The sequence below is a fragment of the Ruegeria sp. D4 genome, assembly GCF_056534475.1.
Genome location: NZ_JBQFPJ010000005.1, coordinates 219,084 through 240,679 on the forward strand (window position 1 = coordinate 219,084; position 21,596 = coordinate 240,679).

At 56.0% G+C, this 21,596-nt stretch carries 17 protein-coding genes; 9 read left to right on the forward strand and 8 right to left on the reverse strand.

Going from position 1 to position 21,596, the window contains the following annotated elements:
• Positions 1 to 191: 191 nt before the first annotated feature.
• The 6 genes from ACR0MI_RS10275 to ACR0MI_RS10300 all read right to left on the reverse strand — a co-directional run bounded on the left by ACR0MI_RS10275 (position 192) and on the right by ACR0MI_RS10300 (position 5,986).
• Positions 192 to 1,499, reverse strand: coding sequence for a TRAP transporter large permease (locus ACR0MI_RS10275; protein WP_170422451.1), 1,308 nt, complete (start codon positions 1,497 to 1,499; stop codon positions 192 to 194).
• Positions 1,499 to 1,996, reverse strand: a complete 498-nt coding sequence (locus ACR0MI_RS10280; RefSeq protein ID WP_171238378.1) for a TRAP transporter small permease — start codon at positions 1,994 to 1,996, stop codon at positions 1,499 to 1,501. Before ACR0MI_RS10280 ends, ACR0MI_RS10275 begins: the two co-directional genes overlap by 1 nt.
• Before the next feature lie 65 nt (positions 1,997 to 2,061).
• Positions 2,062 to 3,075, reverse strand: a complete 1,014-nt coding sequence (gene dctP / locus ACR0MI_RS10285; RefSeq protein ID WP_170676256.1) for a TRAP transporter substrate-binding protein DctP — start codon at positions 3,073 to 3,075, stop codon at positions 2,062 to 2,064.
• Positions 3,076 to 3,168: 93 nt separating this feature from the next.
• Positions 3,169 to 3,780 (reverse strand): 3-isopropylmalate dehydratase small subunit, encoded by a 612-nt coding sequence (gene leuD / locus ACR0MI_RS10290; protein ID WP_170816681.1) that lies wholly within the window; start codon positions 3,778 to 3,780, stop codon positions 3,169 to 3,171.
• Positions 3,780 to 5,186, reverse strand: coding sequence for a 3-isopropylmalate dehydratase large subunit (gene leuC, locus ACR0MI_RS10295; protein WP_170816680.1), 1,407 nt, complete (start codon positions 5,184 to 5,186; stop codon positions 3,780 to 3,782). The genes leuD and leuC overlap by 1 nt, the downstream gene beginning before the upstream one ends.
• On the reverse strand, positions 5,183 to 5,986 hold the full coding sequence (locus tag ACR0MI_RS10300) for a GntR family transcriptional regulator (RefSeq protein WP_170676250.1): 804 nt from the start codon (positions 5,984 to 5,986) through the stop codon (positions 5,183 to 5,185). The genes leuC and ACR0MI_RS10300 overlap by 4 nt, the downstream gene beginning before the upstream one ends.
• 146 nt (positions 5,987 to 6,132) lie before the next feature.
• Between ACR0MI_RS10300 and ACR0MI_RS10305 the strand changes: the two genes are divergently transcribed.
• From ACR0MI_RS10305 to ACR0MI_RS10345, 9 genes are all read left to right on the forward strand, one after another.
• Positions 6,133 to 6,708 carry a tautomerase family protein gene (locus ACR0MI_RS10305; protein ID WP_170816679.1) on the forward strand — a complete coding sequence of 192 codons (576 nt, stop codon included), beginning with the start codon at positions 6,133 to 6,135 and terminating at the stop codon, positions 6,706 to 6,708.
• Complete coding sequence (locus ACR0MI_RS10310) at positions 6,695 to 8,389, forward strand: hydantoinase B/oxoprolinase family protein (protein ID WP_170676247.1); 1,695 nt, start codon at positions 6,695 to 6,697, stop codon at positions 8,387 to 8,389. The genes ACR0MI_RS10305 and ACR0MI_RS10310 overlap by 14 nt, the downstream gene beginning before the upstream one ends.
• The gene (locus ACR0MI_RS10315) at positions 8,386 to 10,446 is read left to right on the forward strand and encodes a hydantoinase/oxoprolinase family protein (RefSeq protein WP_170676245.1); all 2,061 of its coding nucleotides are present in this window, start codon (positions 8,386 to 8,388) and stop codon (positions 10,444 to 10,446) included. Before ACR0MI_RS10310 ends, ACR0MI_RS10315 begins: the two co-directional genes overlap by 4 nt.
• Positions 10,447 to 11,067, forward strand: coding sequence for a cysteine hydrolase family protein (locus tag ACR0MI_RS10320; protein ID WP_170676243.1), 621 nt, complete (start codon positions 10,447 to 10,449; stop codon positions 11,065 to 11,067).
• On the forward strand, positions 11,064 to 11,930 hold the full coding sequence (locus ACR0MI_RS10325) for an isocitrate lyase/phosphoenolpyruvate mutase family protein (RefSeq protein ID WP_170676240.1): 867 nt from the start codon (positions 11,064 to 11,066) through the stop codon (positions 11,928 to 11,930). The genes ACR0MI_RS10320 and ACR0MI_RS10325 overlap by 4 nt, the downstream gene beginning before the upstream one ends.
• Positions 11,896 to 13,281 carry an FAD-dependent oxidoreductase gene (locus ACR0MI_RS10330; protein WP_480854288.1) on the forward strand — a complete coding sequence of 462 codons (1,386 nt, stop codon included), beginning with the start codon at positions 11,896 to 11,898 and terminating at the stop codon, positions 13,279 to 13,281. Before ACR0MI_RS10325 ends, ACR0MI_RS10330 begins: the two co-directional genes overlap by 35 nt.
• Positions 13,282 to 13,831: 550 nt before the next feature.
• On the forward strand, positions 13,832 to 15,370 hold the full coding sequence (locus ACR0MI_RS10335; RefSeq protein ID WP_480854290.1) for an adenylate/guanylate cyclase domain-containing protein: 1,539 nt from the start codon (positions 13,832 to 13,834) through the stop codon (positions 15,368 to 15,370).
• Between the two features lie 586 nt (positions 15,371 to 15,956).
• Complete coding sequence (locus ACR0MI_RS10340) at positions 15,957 to 16,235, forward strand: hypothetical protein (protein ID WP_170619949.1); 279 nt, start codon at positions 15,957 to 15,959, stop codon at positions 16,233 to 16,235.
• Between the two features lie 158 nt (positions 16,236 to 16,393).
• Complete coding sequence (locus ACR0MI_RS10345; protein WP_170619951.1) at positions 16,394 to 17,074, forward strand: DUF6629 family protein; 681 nt, start codon at positions 16,394 to 16,396, stop codon at positions 17,072 to 17,074.
• Positions 17,075 to 17,378: 304 nt separating this feature from the next.
• Here the strand turns inward: ACR0MI_RS10345 and ACR0MI_RS10350 are convergent, their stop codons facing one another.
• Together ACR0MI_RS10350 and ACR0MI_RS10355 are read right to left on the reverse strand one after the other, a co-directional pair.
• Positions 17,379 to 19,142 carry a CDC27 family protein gene (locus ACR0MI_RS10350; protein WP_170816677.1) on the reverse strand — a complete coding sequence of 588 codons (1,764 nt, stop codon included), beginning with the start codon at positions 19,140 to 19,142 and terminating at the stop codon, positions 17,379 to 17,381.
• A gap of 778 nt (positions 19,143 to 19,920) precedes the next feature.
• The gene (locus ACR0MI_RS10355) at positions 19,921 to 21,591 is read right to left on the reverse strand and encodes an amidohydrolase (RefSeq protein WP_170680695.1); all 1,671 of its coding nucleotides are present in this window, start codon (positions 21,589 to 21,591) and stop codon (positions 19,921 to 19,923) included.
• Between the last annotated feature and the right edge of the window lie 5 nt (positions 21,592 to 21,596).

A 21,596-nucleotide genomic window follows, 5' to 3' on the forward strand; every position in this document is an offset into this window, starting at 1 on the left:
CTCAGTGCGGTCGTTAGGCCAATTCATTGAACGACTGCTCTGCGGACAAAGGTGCCGTTTGAATTTATTCAAAGCGAGTTCAGCGCGGATTGCTTACTGAGACTTGCCTGTGCGCCGTCGCAAAAAACGTCCGCACTGTCGATCAGTGGCCTTCGCAAGGGCATTCATCCATCTTCCACAAAAGAACAGCCTTACAAGGACGGCAGGAACAAAGCCAGGTTTGGGAAAACGATCAATAGAACAACCAGCAGGATCGAGCAGAAAATAAACGGGAAGGCGGACGTATAGATTTCGCGCATCGTTGTGCCAGGCGGTGCGACACCTTTCATCACAAACAGCAGCAACCCAAATGGTGGTGTGGTGAAGCTGATCTCGAGCGAGAGCAACATTATCAGACCGAACCAGATCGGGTCAAACCCAAGTGTCTGCGCCAGTGGAAAGAAGATTGGCACGGTCAGCAACATGATCGAAATCTGCTCCATGAACATGCCAAGTAACAACAAAACAGCGAACATCACCGTCAGCATGGCCAATGGAGCAAGTTCAAACGCGATGGCCCAGTTCACCAGTCCCCGCGATGCTCCGGAAAATGCCAAAAGCTGGCTGAACGTGGCCGAGCCGAAGACGATCAAATAAGCCATCAGCGTAACCTTGAGTGCACCGATGACCGACTTTTTGATCGCCTCCCACGAAAGGCAGCGAAAAATCGCGGCCAGGATCAATACGCCCAATGCGCCAAACGCTGCTGCCTCGGATGGGGTGACAAAGCCGCGGATCATCAAGACAATAATCACGACCATGACACCAACCATCGGCACGACCTCAGTCATGAGCAGTTTCAGGCGGTACGCCAACGACATAGGCTCGACGTCGTACGCAGGAGCCGCCTCGGGATCCAACCGAGTTTGGAGCCAGATCGTACCGATGTAGAACAAGGCGAGTATCAGACCGGGAATGACTCCGGCTATCAACAAGGCTGCGACGTCTATCTGCGCGAGCGTGGCCAATAGAACGGCAAGCGCCGAGGGCGGGATGATGATCGCTAAGCCACCGGTACCCAAAATTGGTCCAATGCTCATGTATGATTTGTACCCGCGGCGGTTCATTTCGGGTACCATGAGCGATCCCAAAAGCGCGGTTGAGCCCATCGACGACCCCGACAACGTTGAAAACGCGGTACCGCCAAGAACCGTCACATAACTCAGCCGTCCCGGCAGTCGGCCAAGCAGCTTATCTATCGCGCTGAACATACGCCCACCCAACCCGGTGTGGAAGAATATCTCACCCATCAACAAGAACAGCGGGATTGGCATCAACGCGTATTTGGTCAATGCACCCAGCCCATTGTTGAGGAGTTGCGTGACGCCGCGCTCCCCCCCCATAAAGACCCAGGCGCCCAGAATGTTGGCTGCAAGAAAAGCCAGTGCTACAGGCATTCCGATGGCCATCAGGAACACTATCGACCCAAGCAGCAGGGCAAGCGCTTCGTACCACTCCATTACTCGTGTATCCCTGCTTCTCCGCTGTGCATCAGCTCGGGCCCGAAGACAAAGCGCGAAAATTCTATCGCCATCATTCCAAACGATAGTGGAAAGGCGATAGTCAGCATCCATCGGGGGAAATAGTAAGCGCGAGTGTCGTAGTCCCCGCGCTCGATATTCGTTAGGACCAGATCAGCCCCTTGCCAGCCGAGGATCAGGCAGACCAGCACGCAAGCGGCTGCCACCGTACGGCTGACAATCCGGCGCAAACCAACAGGCAGCGCGGCCGTCACCAGTTCGATGTGGACATGGCCCTTTTCCCGTACCAGCCAAGGCGCGCCCAGCATGGTCATGTACAAAAGCCCGTATTCTGCAGAAGTAAACAGCCACGCAAAGGGTTGCAGCCCGGCATTGCGCATCAGAACTGACGTGATGACGGATAGCATCAGCCAAACCAGCAATAGACCAGCGATAATGGCCATGCCAAACAGGACTGCGTCATAGATCCTTTTCATCATCCCGCCTGCTCTGCCCCTGGTAGTGAAAGGCCCGTCCGTCTGGAACGGGCCTGTCGGTGGTCTTAGTTCGCAGCGTCGAGATCGTAGAACAGCTCGATCAGGCGATCATAGTTATCGGTGCCGCCGGGCTGCTCGGCCATCAGGCCCTTCATACGCTCCCATGTCTTTTCGCGGGCCGCGGCAAGGTAGTTTGCCTTTGCCTCCCCTTCCAGCGTGACAACCGTCATGCCTGCAGCGTCCAGGGCCGCAAAGTCTTCGTCGCGTTTGCTGCGCAGGGCTTCAACACTGTCCTTTTCGTGTTGGATCGCAACGTCTTGCAGGATCGTGCGCGCCTCGTCAGACAGCGAGTTCCAGCGGTCGAGATTCACGATGACGCCGAGATCAGTCGAGAAGAAGCACGGTTCGATGCGATAGTTCAGGAATTCGTTCCACTTCAGGTCGATCAAGCCGATCTGGGTCCAGCCTGTCGCATCAACGACGCCACGCTGCAGGGCCGAGTAGACCTCGCCCGTGGGCAGGTCGATTACTTGCGCACCAAGGTAATTGGTGAAGAAAGCGTTGTAGACGTTGTTGCCGCGCAGCTTCAACCCTTCGACTTCAAGATTGCCGTCAGCATCGAAACTGGGCTCGTTACGGGTCCAAAGGTTGTAGCAGACGCCGCTGTCGAACCAGCCGAGGTATTTCAGGCCCATTTTGTCCTGATGGATCTGGTCGATCAGTTCCGTTCCGCCATTTTCGCGGGTTTCGATCGCGGTCAGGTTCGACGCGACCATCGCATCTTTCTCGGGCAGGGCGCCACCGTAGAACGAGCCCGGCGTGTAAACCATGTCAACGATCCCGTCGCGCACCGCATCGGGCTGTTGGAACATGCCAATTGCTTCCGGCCCGCCCCGTACGTCGATCTGAATGACCCCTTTGCCCGCTTCGTTTACCTTGTCGACAAAGTCCAGAAAGCTTTGGGTATAGATCAGCGTTTCGGGAAAGGCGTGAACCGCCGAGATCGTTTCTTCGGCTTTGGCCGTTCCGGCGACGATCACGGCCCCTGCCAAAAGGCCAGCCAATGCGTTCATCTTCATAGTTATTCCTCCACGTGTTTCAGGGGCATTTTCCTGGTTTCCCCTAATTTCAGGTCTCTTGACCCGTATTGCGTCGTCTTTGCGCGACTTGTCCTAATCCGGTTTGTTCGGCCAGGCCCAAGGGGCGGTCTTGTTGCGGTTATCCCTATGAGCATTGATCGCCTGCGTATGTTGCTGGGTCAGATTGATGTCGTCCCAGCCGTTGATCAGCTTCACACGCCATCCTTCGTCCAGCTCAAAGGTCGCTGTTATGTCCCCGAGGGTCAGGCGGTTCTCGGTCAGATCAATCGACGCAAGGTATGGGGCATCTTTCAGCGCCTGCTGCAGTTGCGCCACCTTCTCAGCGTCGACACGAGCAGGCAGCAGGCCGTTGTTGATGGCGTTGTTGGCGAAGATGTCGCCGAAACTGGGTGCGATGACCGCGCGAATGCCTGCGTCGACCAGCGCATAAACTGCTGCCTCGCGCGACGAGCCGCTGCCAAAGTTATGCCCGGCGACCAGAATGCTGATCCCCTCGTGGCGGTTCAGCGGAAAATCCGCAGAAAGCTGTTCATTGTCGTCGCGCCGCATGTCGTGCAGCAGATAGCGGCCATACCCCTCACTGCGCGGGACTGACATGAAACGCGCCGGGATCAGCTGGTCCGTGTCGATGTTATCGAACGCCAGTGCCAGGGCCTGCCCCTGTTGAGTGCTCCACCCCGCCATCACGCCGCCCTGCCCTGCAAAAGCGGCCTTACATCCGTAATTGTACCCGTTACGGCCGCTGCGGCGACCATCGCCGGGGACATCAAATGCGTTCGCGCGCCGCGCCCCTGACGTCCGCGGAAATTGCGGTTGGTTGAGGATGCGCAGCGCTTGCCCTCGGCCACAACGTCGCCATTCATGCCAACGCACATAGAGCAACCTGACGCGGCCCACTCCAACCCGGCATCTTGGAATATCCTGTCCAACCCTTCGGCTTCGGCCTGCGCCTTTACCCGCGCTGAACCGGGCGCGACAAGCCCCGGCACACGCGCCTGGCGCCCAGACAACACCAAAGCGGCCTCGCGAAGATCTTCAATCCGCCCATTCGTGCAGGAGCCGATAAACACCTGATCCACCGTGATACCGTCCAAAGGCTGCCCCGGCCTCAACGCCATGTACTCCAAAGCTTCTTGTGCTGAATTTGACTTTGCTGGATCAGTGGCGTCTGGACTGGGGATGTTGGCTGTTATGGGCAGGGCCTGTTCCGGGCTGGTGCCCCACGTCACGGTTGGTGCGATGTCAGCTGCGCTCAGCTTAACCTCGCGTTCGAAAACGGCCCCCTCGTCCGTGATCAGGCCGCGCCACGCCTGTTGCGCTCTTTGCAGATCTGCGCCCGAAGGCGCGTATTCGCGTCCTTCAAGATAGGCAAACGTGACCTCATCCGGCGCAACCATGCCAAACCGCGCCCCGCCTTCGATTGAGAGGTTGCACAGTGTCATGCGCCCCTCCATCGACAGATCCCGAATTGTCTGTCCTGCATACTCAATCGCGTGGCCCTGCGCACCGCCGCTGCCCAATTGCGCTATCCAGTTCAGGGCGATGTCCTTGGCAGTGACGCCGAATCCCAAGCGACCTTCGACGCTTATTCGCATGGCCTTGGGTTTTCGCTGCCAGACCGTCTGCGTCGCCAACACATGCGCAACCTCTGTAGCCCCGATCCCGAAAGCCAATGCGCCAAATGCCCCGTGAGTGGATGTGTGGCTGTCCCCGCAATTGATAAGCAGCCCGGGCAATGTCAGACCCAACTCGGGCCCGATTACGTGAACGATGCCTTGCGACGGGTCGCTGAGATCGAAAAGTCTGATGTTGTGGTCCGACGCGTTGTTCCGCAAGGTTTCGATCATCCGGGCGATCTTTGGATCGGCAATCCGGTCTCGGTTTCTCGTGGGCGCGTAATGATCTGCAACCGCAAAGGTGAGAGCAGGTTCAGCCACGGATAAGCCGCGCTCTGCCAGCTTGGCAAAGGCATGATGCGACCCTTCATGCACTAAGTGGCGGTCAACCCAAAGCAGCGACACACCATCCTCGCGCCTCAGAACCTCGTGCGAGGCCCAGAGTTTGTCGAGCATGGTGCGCGGTGCGCTCATTTCCCGGTCTCCTCGCTGCGTCCGATCGCGGGCTCCCAATGCCGGGATGAACCGGTTCCCACACGCGCCAAAGGCATCTCGAGCCGAAACATGTCAGAACGATAGAGGCCAGAAAGATACTCGACCCCATTTCCGTCGACATCGCGAACGATGCGCTTAAGCGATAGCAGAGCTGAGCCGACAGCAACGCCCAATGCCTCAGCCACGTCGGGCCCCGCCAACGTTGCGGAAACGGTCTGATGCGCCTGCTCAATCTGCACGCCACTGCGTTCCAGAAGTTTGAACAGCGGTGTCGTGGCGAGGTCGCTTTCCGAGTAGTTCTGCGCAATCACAGCCGGCACATAGGTCGTCAGATGCGAAAACGGGACGTCATCAGTCAGACGCACCCGCGTTGCGATCTGCACCTGATGGTCGCTCGGAAGCCCCATGGCCTTCGCCACCACCTCTGGAGCTTTGCCGTAAGAAAAGGACAATAGCCGCGCGGTTGTGCTCTGCCCCATTTCGACCAGCTGCGGCATGAGCGTATTGAAATCCATCGCTGCGGGTGCACCGAGGGTGGACTGGCCTGAAACCCGGGTACCACTACCCGCCTGACGCTCGATCAGGCCATTGCGTGAAAGCGCGTCCAGCGCCCGTCGTATTGTCACTCGAGATACACTGAATTTCTTGGCCAGCCGCTGCTCACCGGGCAGGGTTTCCCCCGCCGAAAGCTGTCCTTCGGTGATTTGATCGTGCAGATGCAGGTAGACGCGTTGCGCCTTGGTCCCGTCCGGTAGATTGGCCGCGTTGATCCTGTTCACCCGTTGATTCCCCCTTCACAGCACCCTCAATCGTAAAACCGGAACTTGGAAAATCAAGCTTTAGTATTATTGCTTCTCCCAAAATAGTCTTACAATAATTTAACAACCTGTATTACAGATAATACAATAATCGGAGGAGCTTTTGCATGCCGATCGTCGAATTGCATGTGATCGAGGGCTATAGCGCGCAAGAAAAACAACGACTTGGCGTGGCGCTGACCAATGCTGTGCGATTCGTAGTGCCTGCTGCGACAGAGCTTGTGACCGTCGTGATCCACGACATTTCAGACCAGAACTACTATCGCGGCGGCAAGAGCAGACATCCTGCTCGGGCCAAACAAGACCCCGAGCACATCGTGCGCGTCTTCCTGGACGAAACGAGTGATCGCGCGTTTGAAAGCGCCCGGAAAAGGCTCAGCTCGGACTTCGTGATGCAGTTTCCCGGAGCCGCGCCCATGCGAGATCTTGAGGACCTCAGGAGTTGGGCGGCAAACCGGTATCGCCGTATCGCGAAAACCTACGAGGGGTTCGACGCAATGCAAAGCGATGGCGACGCTGCGATCGATTACTGCCGGGGAACGTTGTCCGGTGAATGGACCGATGGTTCAGCATTCGAAGGCATTCGCTTCATCGACCGGTTCGAGTTTCAGAACGATCTGATCACACGTCAGGATGTCTGGAATGACATTGCAGAAACAAGGCGCAGGCATGAGCGAGATTGACCCAATTACCCTTTCTGTACTTGCAGGCCGCATGGAACAGATCGCTGACGAAATGGACGCAACCCTATTTCGAGCGGCCTTTAATCCGATCATTGCCGAGGCGCATGACGCCAGCCATGGTCTGTATTCTGCAACAACGGGCGACACTCTTGTTCAGGGTAAGTCCGGGCTGCCGATCTTCGTGGGTGTGATGTCTTTTGCCGTGAAAGCGGTGATTGAAAAGGCCGCGGCTGACGGGGATCTGGAAGACGGCGACATCTATATCTTCAACGATGCACATATCGGCGGAACACATTTGTCTGATATGCGTTTGGTGCGTCCCTATTTCCGTGATGGCAAGTTGTTCTGCTATCTCGCGTCGGTTGGGCACTGGCATGACGTAGGCGGTGCGGTGCCGGGAAACTACAACCCCGCTGCGACCGAAGTTTTCCAGGAAGCCTTTGTTCTGCCGCCGGTAAAACTGGCGCGCAAAGGAGAGGTTAGCCAGGACATTATTGACATTCTGCTGCGTAACACCCGCCTACCTCAATCAGCGATGGGGGATTTGAACGGACAACTTGGTGCACTGGATCTTGGGGTCCGTAGGATGGACGAGCTGCTGGACGAATATGATGCCGAAACAGTCTCAGCCGCTCTTGAGGCGCTCAGCGATCGGGCCGAGGTGCTTATGCGATCTGAGTTGCAGGACTTGCCGGACGGTCGGTGGGAGGCCGAAGACTTCCTGGACAATGACGGTATCACAGACGATCCGCTTCGCATCAAACTGGCTCTTGAGATCAAACGCGATCAAATGGTGCTTGATTTCACGGGTTCGTCTCCGCAATGCGCCGGGCCTGTGAACATCGCCCTCCCCACGACCGTTGCAACCGCCTATGTGGCTGTTAAACACGTTTTTCCGGCGCTGCCTGCCAACGCCGGCGTGATGCGTCCCATCGAAGTTATCGTGCCCGAAGACAGTCTATTGGCGGCTGAGTTCCCCGCCCCGACAGGTGGATACACAGAAACCATTCTGCGAATGATCGATGTTGTATTCTCTGCCTTCGCAAACGCCGCACCGGATCGGGTTGTCGCCAACGCTTATGGGACAATCAATGCGCTTTCTATCGCCGGAAAACGCTCAAACGGACAGCCATGGGTAATGTTCAGCTTTTATGGTGGGGGGCACGGCGGCTCGGTCGAGAGCGACGGGCTGAACCACGGTAACGCTCCGATCTCGACGGCGACGATCCCGCCGATGGAAATTCTTGAAGCCGCCTATCCGGTCATGTTCCGCCAGTGGGCTCTGCGCCCCGACAGCGCAGGTACGGGTGCGCATCGCGGGGGGCTTGGGGCTGTCTATGAAATTGAAGTTCTGGAGGAAAACGGCGCTCAGGCGTTTCTGTTCGGCGAACGCGGCAAGTTCGCACCGAAGGGTATCGCCGACGGTGGCGACGGGGCCATGAATGTCTTCACGTATGAACAAGACGATGGGTGGAAGGCACCGCCACTGGTTTCAAAAATGAGAGGGATCGAATTGAAACAAGGACAAGCGGTTCGCCTTGAAACACCCGGCGGTGGCGGCTATGGCGCTGCGGGCCACCGCGCTCCTGCAGCGATCGCCAAAGATGTGGCTCGGGGTCTTGTGAGTGCCGAACAAGCGGATCAGGTCTACGGCACCACATGGCGGGAGGTTGCGCCATGACCGGACGTATGATCGGCGTGGATGTGGGGGGCACGTTCACGGATGTTTTTGTTCTGAACGAAGCAGACGGGAGCGCAACCGTCGCAAAGGTTCCAACCACACGCCCGGATCAATCAGGTGGATTCCTGGACGGGATCGGGCGCGAGGTCGATGATCCGTCCGAGATCTCAGTAGTGGTACACGGCACCACGGCGGGCACAAATGCTCTGCTGGAACGCAAAGGGGCCAAGACAGGAGTGATCTGTACTGCAGGTCTGCGGGACGTCTTGGAGATGCGCCGAAGAGACCGACCGCGCACCTGGGGATTGCGCGGGGATTTCGAACCCGTTGTGGATCGCCGCGACCGTCTGGAGGTGCCGGAACGTACACTGGCGGATGGCACCATTCGCACACCTGTCGATCTGATTGCCGTGCGCAAAGCAGCCGAGCACTTGCGAGAGCAAGGATGCGAAGCCATCGCAATCCTGTTCGCCAATGCCTATGCCAACCCTGAAAACGAAGCCGCCGCTGTCGCCGCCGTACGCGAGATTTGGCCGAACCCGCATGTGTCAGCCTCGTCAGAAATCCTACCGGAAATCCGTGAATTCGAACGGTTCTCTACCACGGCGCTGAATGCCTATCTGCAACCCGAAGTCTCAGGCTATCTGACCCGCCTGGAAAACGCTTTGCAATCCGGCGGGTTTGATGGCGAGTTCATGATCGTGCAGTCCAATGGCGGGGTAATGGGGGTCAACACCGCGTCCCGCCTTCCGGTGCGTACGGCCCTGTCTGGTCCGGCGGCGGGGGTGATTGCTGCAGGTTACATTGCGCAATCTGCTGGATTCGACAATGTGATCACGGGGGATATGGGCGGCACCAGTTTTGATGTTTCGCTGATATCACAGGGGCAGACGATGTTGTCGGCCCAGACCTCCATCGATTTTGGGATGGTTGTGCGCAGTCCAATGATCGAAATAACAACCATCGGAGCAGGCGGAGGGTCAATCGCCTGGGTCGATAAGGGCGGATTGTTAAATATCGGCCCTGAAAGCGCAGGATCAAATCCCGGTCCTGTTGCCTACGGTTCGGGAAATGATCGCCCCACGGTTACGGATGCCAATGTCGTGTTGGGTCGCATCGATCCGGACAACCCAATCGGAGGCAAACTGGAAAGGCTGGATGTGGAGGCCGCTGGTAAAGCGATCGATATCCACGTCGGCGAACCGCTAGGTTTGTCCAGGCTTGAAGCCGCCGAGGCTATCCTGCGCGTCGCCAATTCCCGTATGGCCGGAGCCATCCGTCTTGTAAGTATCGAGCGCGGCTTCGACCCCAAACGATTTGCCTTTATGCCGTTCGGCGGTGGCGGAGCTTTGCACGCAGGGGCAATGCTGGCCGAAGTGGGGATCGCCCGCGCAATCGTTCCGCGTTATCCCGGTGTCACCTCGGCACTAGGCTGTGTGATCGCCGACATGCGGCAAGATTTTGTACAGACGGTCAACACTCTGGTCACGCAGTTGGACAAGGCTGCTTTAGGCACATTCATGCAAGAGCACGCGGACCAAGGTATGGCGCTTCTTGACGCATCGCGGACCACATTCGACAAGCGTGAGATCTCATTCGAGCTGGACATGGCCTATGTGGGTCAAACGCATACCGTTCCGGTGCCGCTGACTGTTACGATGACAGATGGCAAGGTTACAACACCAAGCAAAGCCGACATCGAAGAGGCCTTCGACACGGCCTATCAAGCCACCTATGGAAGACTGCTGAAAAACGGCGTGCGGCGCATATTGAATCTACGTAGCTCTGTAACGGGCAAGCGACCGAAATTCGATCTTTCTTCCCTTGCGCCCACAAGAGAAGGCAGTGCTACGCCCTCGTCGACACGGAAAGTTCACTTCGGAGATGCTTGGCATGACACAACCATCTATGATCGCTTGTCGCTTCCGGTTGGCACGTTAGTCAAAGGTCCAGCCATTCTGACGCAACCGGACACGACCGTCCTGATCGAACCGGATTTTCAAGGGCGCGTGGACTCCTTTGGCAACACGATTATCGAACCACGGGAGGAGGACTGAATGAGCGAACCAGAAACCTGGGACCCGCGCAAGACGGCGCTGCTGACTATCGATCTTCAGAACGACTTTATTCATCCTGAGGGAGCCTATGGCCGGGCTGGCCAGTCGGCGCAAGAAATCGCGGCTCTTCCCGAACGCATCGCGCCCTTGGCGCGAATGTTGCAAGCCGCGGGCGGACGCTATTTTTCGGCGCAGTTCACACTTGTACCCGACCGCAACGGCGAGCCATTGATTGCGCCACACCTGAAGAAATTGCGCCCGTTCCTGACCAAGGGCGACTTTGCGCCGGGCGGGTTTGGTCACAGTTTGGTCGATACTTTGCAACCCTGCGATTTCGTCATCGAAAAGGTTGCCTACTCGGCCTTCTATCAGACTCGGCTGGAATATCTGATGCGCGCTTTGGGTATCGAGAACCTGATCGTTGGGGGCATCGTGACCAATGGTGGCGTTGCCTCAACTCTGCGCGATGCGCATTTGCGGGATATCGACACCGTTATGCTGACAGACGGATGCGCCGCCTTTCGGCAAGAGGTTCATGACGCAACACTCCTGTCACTGGGCACCGTCACCCATCAGCGAAGTTGCGATCAAATATTGAACTGGTTGGAGGGAGTCAAATGAGCCTTAAATCCCGACTGGCAAAAAAAGAAATTCTGGTTGCACCGGGCGTATATGACGGTCTGACGGCTTCGCTGGCTGAAAAAGCTGGCTTCGAGGCGCTATATCTGAGCGGCGCGGCTGTTGCCTACACGCGACTTGGCCGTCCCGATATCGGGCTATCCACGGCGTCCGAGATGGCGGACACGATGACGCTGATTGCCGATCGGGTCTCGTTACCCGTTATCATCGACGCCGATACCGGCTTTGGAAACGCATTGAACGCTCAGCGTACCATGCGACTATATGAGCGAGCCGGTGCATCCGCACTGCAAGTCGAAGATCAAACCTTTCCGAAGCGCTGCGGTCATCTATCGGACAAGTCCCTTATCCCGAAGCAGGAAATGGCTGGAAAGATAGCAGCGATGGCCGACGCGCGCGCCAGAAGTGACACGCTAATCATTGCCCGCACGGACGCCATCGCCGTTGAGGGATTCAGCGCAGCTATCGAGCGCGCGGAAACATATCTTGAAGCTGGTGCGGATGTACTTTTCCTCGAAGCGCCCCAAAGTCGCGAACAGCTGACGTCCATCGCTGACCGGTTTGCCCCACGCGTTCCCCTGTTAGCGAACATGGTCGAAGGCGGCGCGACCCCGATACTTGGTGCTGACGATCTAGAGGCTCAGGGTTATTCCATCGTCATTTTCCCCGGCGGGATCGTCCGGGCTTTGGCCAAAACCGCTCAGGCCTATTATCAGAGCCTGGCAGAGAATGGCTCAAACAAGCCCTTCGCACAGAACATGTTCGACTTCGGCGGTCTGAACGAAGTCATCGGAACCGCCGAGATGCTCGATGCCGGGGCCCGCTATGATGACGCCCAAGGTTGAGAGTGTTGCACCCGATCGGTTTGATCTGAAGACCGGTACCCTGATCATCGGCGCAGGGGCTTGCGGTCTGGTCGCGGCCCTGTCGGCGTCGGAGGCGGGACAAGACGTGCTGGTGATCGAAGCCGATCCGGTTCCAAGCGGTTCAACCGCGTTGTCCGCCGGGTTGATCCCTGCTTCTGGCACAAAAGTTCAACAAGCCGCGGGGATCATGGACGATGCGGTACTCTTTGCCAGCGACATTCAGTCGAAGGCCCACAGCGAAAACGATCAAGCGCTGGTCGATTTGTTGACCAGCAATGCCGCGGAAGTCATCGACTGGCTGTCTGAACGCCACGCCCTGCCCTTCTCGGTTGTCACGGATTTTGACTACCCCGGTCACTCGCGCCGTCGGATGCACGGGCTGCCGACACGCTCGGGACAAGAGTTGATCGACGCGCTTCGCAGCGCCTGCGAGCGAGAAGGTTTGGACATCATTTGCAATCGCCGCGCGACAACGCTCTATCGGGATCAGGACCAGATTTCAGGTGTTGCCGTAACAGGCCCAGACGTTGCAGTGGAAACCATTGCCTGCGACCGGCTTATCCTTGCCTGCAACGGTTTTGGTGGCAACCCCGCCCTCGTTTCCGAGCATATGCCGCAAATCGAAGATGCATTGTGGTTCGGGCATAGCGGTAACCGAGGCGAGGCTGTTCTGTGGGCAGAGGGGCTGGGTGCCGGGCTGCAAAACCTGGGGGCATACCAAGGCCATGGTAATGTCGCGCACCCACATGGAATCCTGATAACCTGGGCGGTGATTACCGAAGGCGGCATACAGGTGAACCGCGACGGTCATCGTTTCTGGGACGAGTCACAAGGCTATTCTGAGGCCGCCCGCGCGGTGCTGGCGCAGCCCGACGGAGAAGCCTTCGCCATCTTTGACGGCCGCATTGCTGCCATTGCGCGCCAGTTCGAGGATTTCAAGCGCGCGGAAGAGACAGGTGCGATCCGATCCGCTGATACAATCGAACACCTATCGAAGGCACTAGGCCTACCATCTTTGGCTTTGGAGCAAACAATACGAGAAATCCCCATTGGCGGCACGGATCAATTCGGCCGGGCTTTCAACCCGCCACCTTTGGCACCACCTTACATGGGCGTCCGCGTCACAGGGGCCCTATTCCACACCCAAGGCGGTTTGCGCGTTGATTCCTCTGCGCGCGTCCTCAAAGAGGGCGGTTCCGCATTCACCAACCTTTATGCAGGCGGCGGCACGGCTGTTGGTGTGTCGGGCAAAGGGGACAGCGGGTATCTTTCCGGAAATGGCTTGCTGAGTGCCGTTGTGTTGGGTCGCATAGCTGGGTTGAGTGCGTGATGCCAAATTTGTGCATTGTAACTATCGGAACCGGTGGTGTCGTTCTGTCTGGGAGCTAAACGTTCGAAGGCGGTTTGATGGTGTTCGGAAGAATAGGTTGGTCTGAAGGCAATGACATGGTTGCAGAACGCGAAGCAACTGCCAGCCTTGCTCGGCGGTCGAGTTTTCACGAAGACTTGCACACAGTGTCCGCGACTTGGGCGGAACCCGCCGCCGATGGATCAGAAGGCCGGACGACGTAAGATGCGTTCTACCCACTGTGTATATCTGATCACCCAACTTTGACCGTTGACGTTTAGTGACTTTAGAACCCCGGCTACAAAGCAGATAATGCACTCGTGTTTGGGGTAAGATTGCGGCTCAATCTGTGTCGAACGAAACGCCAATAAGAAACCCAATCGAATTCCCATCAAGACTGCTTCTCGCTAATTCAAAGGTAATGCGGGAAGGTCACCTTTGGGCTCAAACCAGACATTTGCGTTTTTGACTACTTACTGCACAATAACAAAAGACAAACTGAACCAACGCATTTTTCTGCTGGTCAGAGAATATGGAACAAGACCCCAAGATCGGCCCGGACGGGCCAAACTTCGTTGCGCGAAGCGTCGCCGGGATCGCCCTCTCGGTGCGGGTCAAATTGCTTTTCGCGTTTTTAGGTATTACCTGCCTGCTTGTCGGATCGACGATTTTTGGACTGTATTCTCTGCATCACGCTAATGTCAGGACCGAAGCCATGATTCACGATCAGGAGCGCATCGCGTTTCTGACCGACACCTACGCAACCATTTCCAACTTGCAAGCTTACCTTTTAGCTACATTTTTGCCGCCAAATTCGATGAAGGCGGATCGTGACAGCGGTTTATTTATGACCGCTACTGCCAGCGCCTACAACATCGCATCGGCGCTGGAACGCGATCTGGGGGTCGGTGCCCGCCGCTTTGGACAACCAGGCATGCCTGACGAAGGTCTCATTGCACAGCTGCGCTCAGAGTTGGCACCAATCACACCCGTCACACTAGAAATGAGACGTATGGACCGCGAAGGTGAGACTCAGGCCGCCGCCCAGTACGGCATCGAGAACGGTTTTGAGCGTCTTCAGGCGATGCAGCGCGATGTTTATACCGCCGCGCAACGTATCGAGAACGAGATGCGGAACCGAGCGCGTACAACGGCACAGGCCTATCTAACCTCCCGTCAAAACATCGTAGCGGCGGCACTAATTGCAGTTGGGATTGCGCTTTTACTTGGATATTCGATCTCTTCCTCTCTTCTTTGGCCAATTCAACGCATTCGTGTGGCCCTTGGGAAGCTGTCCAAAGGTGGCTTCGATGAAAGGGTTAGCGTGCCCAATCGGGATGAGCTTGGCGAGCTGGCGCATCATGTAAATCAAACAAGTGAAAAACTCGGAAATCTCTACGAGCAAGTCGAGGCACAAAAATCGCAACTGGCCGAATGGAACGCTGCTCTGAAAACGCGTGTGGCAGAACAGGTTGAAGAGATCGAACGCACCAAACGCCTGAGGCGCTTCCTGCCCGCTCAAGTTGCTACGATGATAGTCGGCGCCTCGGATGAAGAGGACGTGCTTCGAACACGCCGAGCAGAGATTACGGTTCTGTTCGCTGATTTGCGAGGGTTTACGGCATTCGCGACAGCCGCAACTCCAGATCAAGTAATTGAAGTTCTCAACACGTTTCACGGCACTTGCGGACCACTTGTCGAGGCACATGGAGGAACAGTGGAAAGGTTTCTGGGCGATGGTCTATTGGTTCTGTTTGGAGCTCCGGTTCCTGTGGAGAATGCAGCGCAAAAAGCTGTAGACTTGGCTCAGGACATGCAAGGCAAGGTACGCGAAGCGATGGTCCCTTTCAAAGCCGGGGCAGACGGGCGAACACTTGGGCTAGGAATTGGGATCGCAACTGGCGCGGCGACGATGGGCCAAATTGGCTTCGAAAGCCGTCTGGACTACTCTGCCATCGGCCCGGCACCTAATCTCGCCGCAAGACTCTGCGACATCGCCAAAGATGGCCAGACACTCACACGCCACTGCTTGGCAGGTGAACGGCGAAATGGTGCCGGCAGGTCCGTTTGATCTAAAAGGTGTCGGTTCGAACATAGCCGCGTTCGAATTAAAGAGTCGGTAAAGAGCAGCCCACACAGGGCGATGATGCAAGGATCTCAGGGAAGTTCTGTTATTGGACATGGGCTGAAGTTTGCAAAGTCCGCTTCCTGCGCTTTACTGAAATTGGGGCATCGCGCAGCATCGGTCAAAGTAAGCTCGATGCGGCTGTCCGCCCGAGTATCGCGAGCGACCGCTCTGCGGACAAACCGGCCTGATGCTGATGCAGCGATCTTCGCGGCCGCGCGTCCATCACATCACAGAACACGTCGTGGCAATGCTGCGCGATTTCCCGAAAGCGGACATTCAAGCCTGCCAAATCGGCGCAATTCAAAACCGGTCATCCGCTACGCGATTGTCGAGCGTCCGAGTTGCGGACGAAGTAGTCATCAGAAGCTGTGGCTAGTATTCACGAGACCCTGGAATGCTCCCGCATGCGAGTATCAAGTTCGATATCTCAATGATGATTGGCATCTAACTAACGCCTTTACGTGATTGAGCCAAATCAATGCATCAAAGCACCAAACCGGTAGCATGAGATGGCTTGGGAGGGTGATACATGATTGCGATCGAAGATATTGAAGACATGTCTGCGCTGACGCGGGTCGAGATTGAAGCGCTAGCTGAACATGAGCATATCACAAAATACGATGCTGCTCTTATGGGCGAATACTTGATGCATACGCATCACGGGCCCCAGAAGGTGCATGAGATGATTTGCGACGATATTCGCGCCGCGTTGCACAGAGATGACTTGCAGCATGCAAGGGAGCTCTTTGCGGTTCTGCGCGGTTTTCTGGCCGAAAATCCCGAAGCCGCCCGAGGCGTCCGCAGATAGGCCAGACAATGGTCAAATGCGCGTGTGCCGGCACTGTTAGCTGCCGTTCTCGGCACTCTGTTTTAGCGACCGCTAAGCGGACTATTCGGCCATTGATTTGTCGAGCCAATTTGCTGCTACGAGACGTGCAAGACAAAGCGTGCTAAAGTTGTAAGAGTATGTGTTTTTCTGCAAATGCCAGTTTTGCTGTAGGCGGCGTCTTGATCGCAAGTAGCGCGATCACAATGCCGCTTGCTTGGCGGGTCGGTGTACGTTTCTTACCGCTAGCGACTTATCCACTTTTCTTTGGAATGCAGCAGGTTGCGGAAGGTTTTGTGTGGCTAGGAATTGAAAAGCACCAAGGTTATGAAAGTGTCTCAGCGGCGATGGTTTTTCTGTTCTTTGCGTACTGGTTTTGGCCAACTTGGGTGCCATTTTCAGCTGCTGCTTGCGAGCCGTACCGTTTTCGGCAACGCCTCTTCATCGCCTTTACAGTTTTGGGCATTGCTGGAGGGTCGCTCTTGTACCTGCCTATCATGTTGAATCCAAGCATTCTGCAGATTGACCTCATTCACAATTCGATCCGTTATTTGAATCCGGAGATGTTCACTAATGAAACGAGCAAAATGGTGGCGCGGGAGATTTATGCCGTGATCATCTGTGTCCCGCTGCTGTTGTCTTCTCACCCTAAAATCAGAGTTTTTGGACTTCTTATCCTGATCTCAGTCTTGGCCGGCTTTTTCTTCGCGTCCCACGCTTTCACATCGATTTGGTGTTTTTTCGCGGCCGGTCTTTCCGCTTACATGATTGTTGTACTGCGGTCACTGGAAAAGAAAACTGGAACCGCTCCAGCCCTCTAATTCTCTTCTTACCGCATCGGCTGCAGGCTCCGATTGATGTCTTATGGAGCGACTGTTCTGGGCTCTGAGCAGTCGGTCAGCCATGATAGTCCCAGCGACAGCTTCGGAATTCCGAATGGCGGCCTAGGGGGCTAAGCTAATGCAACGGCGAAATCGTCTCAAATCTCATAATGACCGCTTTTGGGTCTGGGTTGGATAGCGAACCGCCGCAGCGCCGCAAGTCCGCTTTGAGCCCAAAGCGGTATTTCAATGACGGTCAAGTGTAGGTGCCGAACTCGCCAGCATACCCTTCTAGGCGGCGATATTAGGTGCTCGTTTTCCTCCACCCCGCTTTTCGGAGACCCTCTATGACGTGGTTCGCGTCATCTAAGTTACGGAATACGCTGGGAAGAATGTCGATCTCCATATTGATTCGGCCAGGGTCAATGCGTTCCGCGTCATTAATCGCTTCCCGCGCCTCGTCCAGTAGCTCCAAATGACCCAATGCAGATGCTAACACGATATGGGCAAAGGCGTGTTCCACACGTCTGCCGATTGACTCGCGTGCATATTGAACAGCCAAATGGTGATCTTTCGCGGTCAAATAAGAGCGCGCAATCATGTTAATGTAGAAGTGGGCGTTGGGATCATGGGGGTTTAGTTGCAGGGCCCTCTCTATACTGAGAATGCCATCATTGGGAGATCCTGCGAACGAAAGCGCATTACCAAGGATGGCGTGTGCCAGTGCGTTGCTGGGGTTCAAGGTCACTGCGCGTCTGCAGCAGGTCAGGCATCTCTCATGCTCTCCTTGGCGCAAGTAGACGGTTCCCAACACAGCATGAGCGTATGAATCGGTATCGTCTAGTTCAATTGCTTTGGAGGCGGCCGAGATCGCTTTTGACAAGACTTCTTCTCGGTTTGCCGCCTGCCAGATGGCGACTTCTGCGTGATAGCTAAATGCAAGCGACGCATAAGCTGAGCCAAACTTCGGGTCCGCTAAGATTGCTTTGCGAAAAAACTGACGGGCGGTAGCGTTTGCCTCCCTAGTTGTTTTGTAGAAATAGGACATACCACGCTGATGCAGATCCCAAGCACCGGCAACATTGGCTTGGTATGAGAGACGCCTTCGTTCTGCCTTCTCGAGTTCGGGGACAATACACGCTGCGATCTTCTCGGTTATCTCGTCTTGTAGCTCAAAAACGTCGATTAAGTTGCCGTCAATCTTCTCCGCCCAGACATGATGCTCGGTGGCTGTGTCGATCAGCTTCGCCGAAACCCGCACACGATTGTCAGCCTTTCTGACACTGCCCTGCAAGACATAACGAGCTCCAAGAGAGACCGCCACATTTTGGATGTCGATCGGTTTACCCTTGAACGCGAACGAGGAGTCACGCGCGATTACAGGGAACGAACGCCAATAAGAGAGTGCCGTAATGATGTCATCGGTTAACCCGTCAGCAAAGTATTCCTGATCTGGGTCCCCAGTTAGATTAATCAGCGGAAGCACGGCGAGGGTGGGTCGTGTAAACAAGTCCAGGGTGTTTTCCTGTAGATCGGATGCTGTGTTTGACGCGAGTCGAAATACCCGAATTGGTTCACCTATGTTTTTGAGATGATGATAGCCGAGATCTTCGAATGTCAGGTCTACTTTGTTCTTCAAATGACGATGGGCCTCACCAGAAAAAGTTACACCGCCAGGATCGGATAGCGCTTCCAATCGGGCGGCGATATTTACTCCTTCGCCGAACACGTCGTCACCGTCGACAATGATGTCGCCGACGTTGATACCCATTCTGAATTGCACCTGTCTGACTCGGTCAGGGCTGATAGATATCCGAAGTTCTTCCTGGATTTCCCATGCACACTGCGCTGCATCGACTACGCTTTGAAACTCCACGAGCAAACCGTCGCCCATCTCCTTAACGACCCGTCCGCCGTGTGCAGAAATCTTCGGGAAAAGAGTATCGCGAAGTGTAGCCTTTAGACTTCTAAGCGTACCGACTTCGTCGCGTTCCATAAGGCGACTGAAGCCGACAACATCTGCAGCGAGTATGGCCGCAAGGCGTCTATGAGTCCCTTTGCCAAGCATACTTCAGTATAACTTAGAGTATGTGACCTCGAGCAAACCATTTGATCGACGCAAGAATTACAGCGGTGCCTGAATTGAAATCGGCACCCTAAATTTGTGTCGATTCAGTCCGCACAGCGGTCATTCAGGCGGAGCGCGGCGAAAGACGGCTCAGAGCCGAAATGGTCATCAGTTTGGAAGACACGCTTGAGGGCGCAGCAAATGACTGACTTTAGCCTGCGACCATCTCTACTCAATGTGCGATAATTGCACTGTCACAACCACAATAGGGGCACGTGACTGAAAAGGAAAAAGACCGGCGCAAATGCGCCGGTCAGTCCAACAGGGAGAATGCAGAGTTGACCTCTGCATTGTGAAGTCACCACATAGGTTTGGCGTTAGTTGGACCTCTTTGTGGATTATTGTGCGTTTGTGGCTTCTTTGCCGACACAACAAAATACTGAACTTCAGACGATGGCTGCTCCGTCCGCGACTCCGACATAGCCCTATTTTTGGCCGCCGTCCGCCCCCGCGCGAAGCGGTCGTTCATGGTCGGGGTTTCGAAAGTTTTCCGCTGAACGTCGGCAATACGCTTATAACCAGTCACCTGAACAAAAGACCTGAATGACCGGGTCGAGCCCAAACTGGACCTTGCTTCTTGGCGCAGCATCCTCCGCAGTGGGCGGGAAGTAGTCATTCGCTGCGCTCGAGGCCAAGGTCTGATTTGCTGCGAAATGCCGACAATCGTCGCGGCCTAAAAGAAGTTCTCTAAGCACTAATACAATTGATGCTTAGCATTTCAAGCTGTATGCGAAACGGCGCCTCCACAAACGGTCACAGCAATGCGCGCATTTGCTAATTGGTTTTCCTCAATCGAAAACAGGTCCTGTTCGAGAATGGCAATGTCGGCCAGATATCCCGACTTCAGACGGCCCTTTTGATCCTCGTTGAACTCCAGCCACGCATTGTCATGCGAATAAGCGGAAAGCGTGGCCATAAGGCTTTGACGGTTGTCCTGCCAGGGCGATGGCAGCTCATTGCAGTTTACCGCTCCGGCAATCGTCATCATTGTGTCGACGGGAACGACTGGCCAATCCGTCGAGAAACAAATCTTGGCGCCACTCTCGCGTATTTTGTTCCACGCGAACGCAAAAGGGATTTGCTCGGTTGTCAGAATATCTCCGGCCGAATAGGGAGAAAACAATCCTCCAGCGGGTGAATGCAATGGTTGAAGAGAGGCAACGACATCGAGGGCTGCCAGACGGGGCAGATCCAAGGGGTCTATCACCTCGATATGCTCGATCCGGTGTCTGGAATCCCGTGCGCCGTTGGCACTGCGCGCAGCCTCGTAACCGTCCAGCGTGCGTCGAACGGCGCCGTCGCCAATTGCGTGCGTGCTGAGTTGCAAACCCATTGCATCAGCGCGAATGCAGGCTTCGTTAAAGTGTTCGGCACTGAATACAGCATCGCCGAGGCTTTCCGGCTTGCCCGGATACGGCGCGAGCATCAGTGCTGTGTAGCTGTCCAGCACGCCATCCATGAACATCTTTACGCGCCCTGACCAAACCATATCCGACGCAAAGCGACGGCGCATTTCATCGGCCTCTTCCAACCGATCCAGAGGGTCGGTGTTCTTAAGGTGCATGGGCACCTGAACACGGATCGGAAGTCGCCCCTCGGCCTCAAGTTCACTTAGCAGCTCAAGTTGATAGAAGTTGCCGTCCATATTGTGCAACCCCGTGATCCCGTGGGATGCGCAGTGCTTCAGGCCACGCAGTATGACTTCCTTGTCAAAGGCGCGTTCCTCTGGTGTTGCGGGTGGCACGGGGTCCGCTCCTGTAACATACCCCAGAAGATCGCGCCCTCCCAGTTGCGACAGGCGCAGGACAGGGCCAAAAGCACCGGTTTCGTTCAGTTGACCTTGTGCGGTACCATCCCCAGCCATCACGATTTCCGAACCGGGGGGAACGACGCCGCCGTGAAGAATGCCCGCCTTTTCCAAGGCAATTGTGTTTGCCCAGACGGTGTGGTGGTCGGCCGACATTAACGCAACCGGGCGCTTGGACAGGATGCGATCCAGATCTTGCCGTGTCGTTGTGACGCCGGGGCCAAGAATTTCGTAGTCGGCGGCGACCCCCATAAGCAAAGGTTCGTCGGGGTGCTCGGCCGCAAAGGCTCGCAATGCGTTTGTCAGAGCATCCGCGCCTGTCGTTTCGCGCAGGTCCAACATGCCCAACTCGGCCGCTCCACCGAAAAGGTGGACATGGCTATCAATAAAGCCAGGCATGACGGTGCCGCCCGCAGCGTCGATGATTTTGGTTCCATTCCCAGCCAGAGTACGGATGTCGTCGGTGTTTCCAACAGCCACAATTATGCCGCCCTGAATTGCCAGGGCCGAAGCCTTCGACGTGGCGTCGTCAAAGGTCAGGAGAGAACCGTTGAGGATGATCAGATCAGGTGTTGGCGACATGCGGC

Coding starts and splice junctions, on each gene's coding strand:
- ACR0MI_RS10275 (WP_170422451.1), bottom strand. CDS start 1,499: ATGGAGTGGTACGAAGCGCTTGCCCTGCTGCTTGGGTCGATAGTGTTC.
- ACR0MI_RS10280 (WP_171238378.1), bottom strand. CDS start 1,996: ATGAAAAGGATCTATGACGCAGTCCTGTTTGGCATGGCCATTATCGCT.
- dctP (WP_170676256.1), bottom strand. CDS start 3,075: ATGAAGATGAACGCATTGGCTGGCCTTTTGGCAGGGGCCGTGATCGTC.
- leuD (WP_170816681.1), bottom strand. CDS start 3,780: ATGGCGGGGTGGAGCACTCAACAGGGGCAGGCCCTGGCACTGGCGTTC.
- leuC (WP_170816680.1), bottom strand. CDS start 5,186: ATGAGCGCACCGCGCACCATGCTCGACAAACTCTGGGCCTCGCACGAG.
- ACR0MI_RS10305 (WP_170816679.1), top strand. CDS start 6,133: ATGCCGATCGTCGAATTGCATGTGATCGAGGGCTATAGCGCGCAAGAA.
- ACR0MI_RS10310 (WP_170676247.1), top strand. CDS start 6,695: ATGAGCGAGATTGACCCAATTACCCTTTCTGTACTTGCAGGCCGCATG.
- ACR0MI_RS10315 (WP_170676245.1), top strand. CDS start 8,386: ATGACCGGACGTATGATCGGCGTGGATGTGGGGGGCACGTTCACGGAT.
- ACR0MI_RS10320 (WP_170676243.1), top strand. CDS start 10,447: ATGAGCGAACCAGAAACCTGGGACCCGCGCAAGACGGCGCTGCTGACT.
- ACR0MI_RS10325 (WP_170676240.1), top strand. CDS start 11,064: ATGAGCCTTAAATCCCGACTGGCAAAAAAAGAAATTCTGGTTGCACCG.
- ACR0MI_RS10330 (WP_480854288.1), top strand. CDS start 11,896: ATGCCGGGGCCCGCTATGATGACGCCCAAGGTTGAGAGTGTTGCACCC.
- ACR0MI_RS10335 (WP_480854290.1), top strand. CDS start 13,832: ATGGAACAAGACCCCAAGATCGGCCCGGACGGGCCAAACTTCGTTGCG.
- ACR0MI_RS10340 (WP_170619949.1), top strand. CDS start 15,957: ATGATTGCGATCGAAGATATTGAAGACATGTCTGCGCTGACGCGGGTC.
- ACR0MI_RS10345 (WP_170619951.1), top strand. CDS start 16,394: ATGTGTTTTTCTGCAAATGCCAGTTTTGCTGTAGGCGGCGTCTTGATC.
- ACR0MI_RS10350 (WP_170816677.1), bottom strand. CDS start 19,142: ATGCTTGGCAAAGGGACTCATAGACGCCTTGCGGCCATACTCGCTGCA.
- ACR0MI_RS10355 (WP_170680695.1), bottom strand. CDS start 21,591: ATGTCGCCAACACCTGATCTGATCATCCTCAACGGTTCTCTCCTGACC.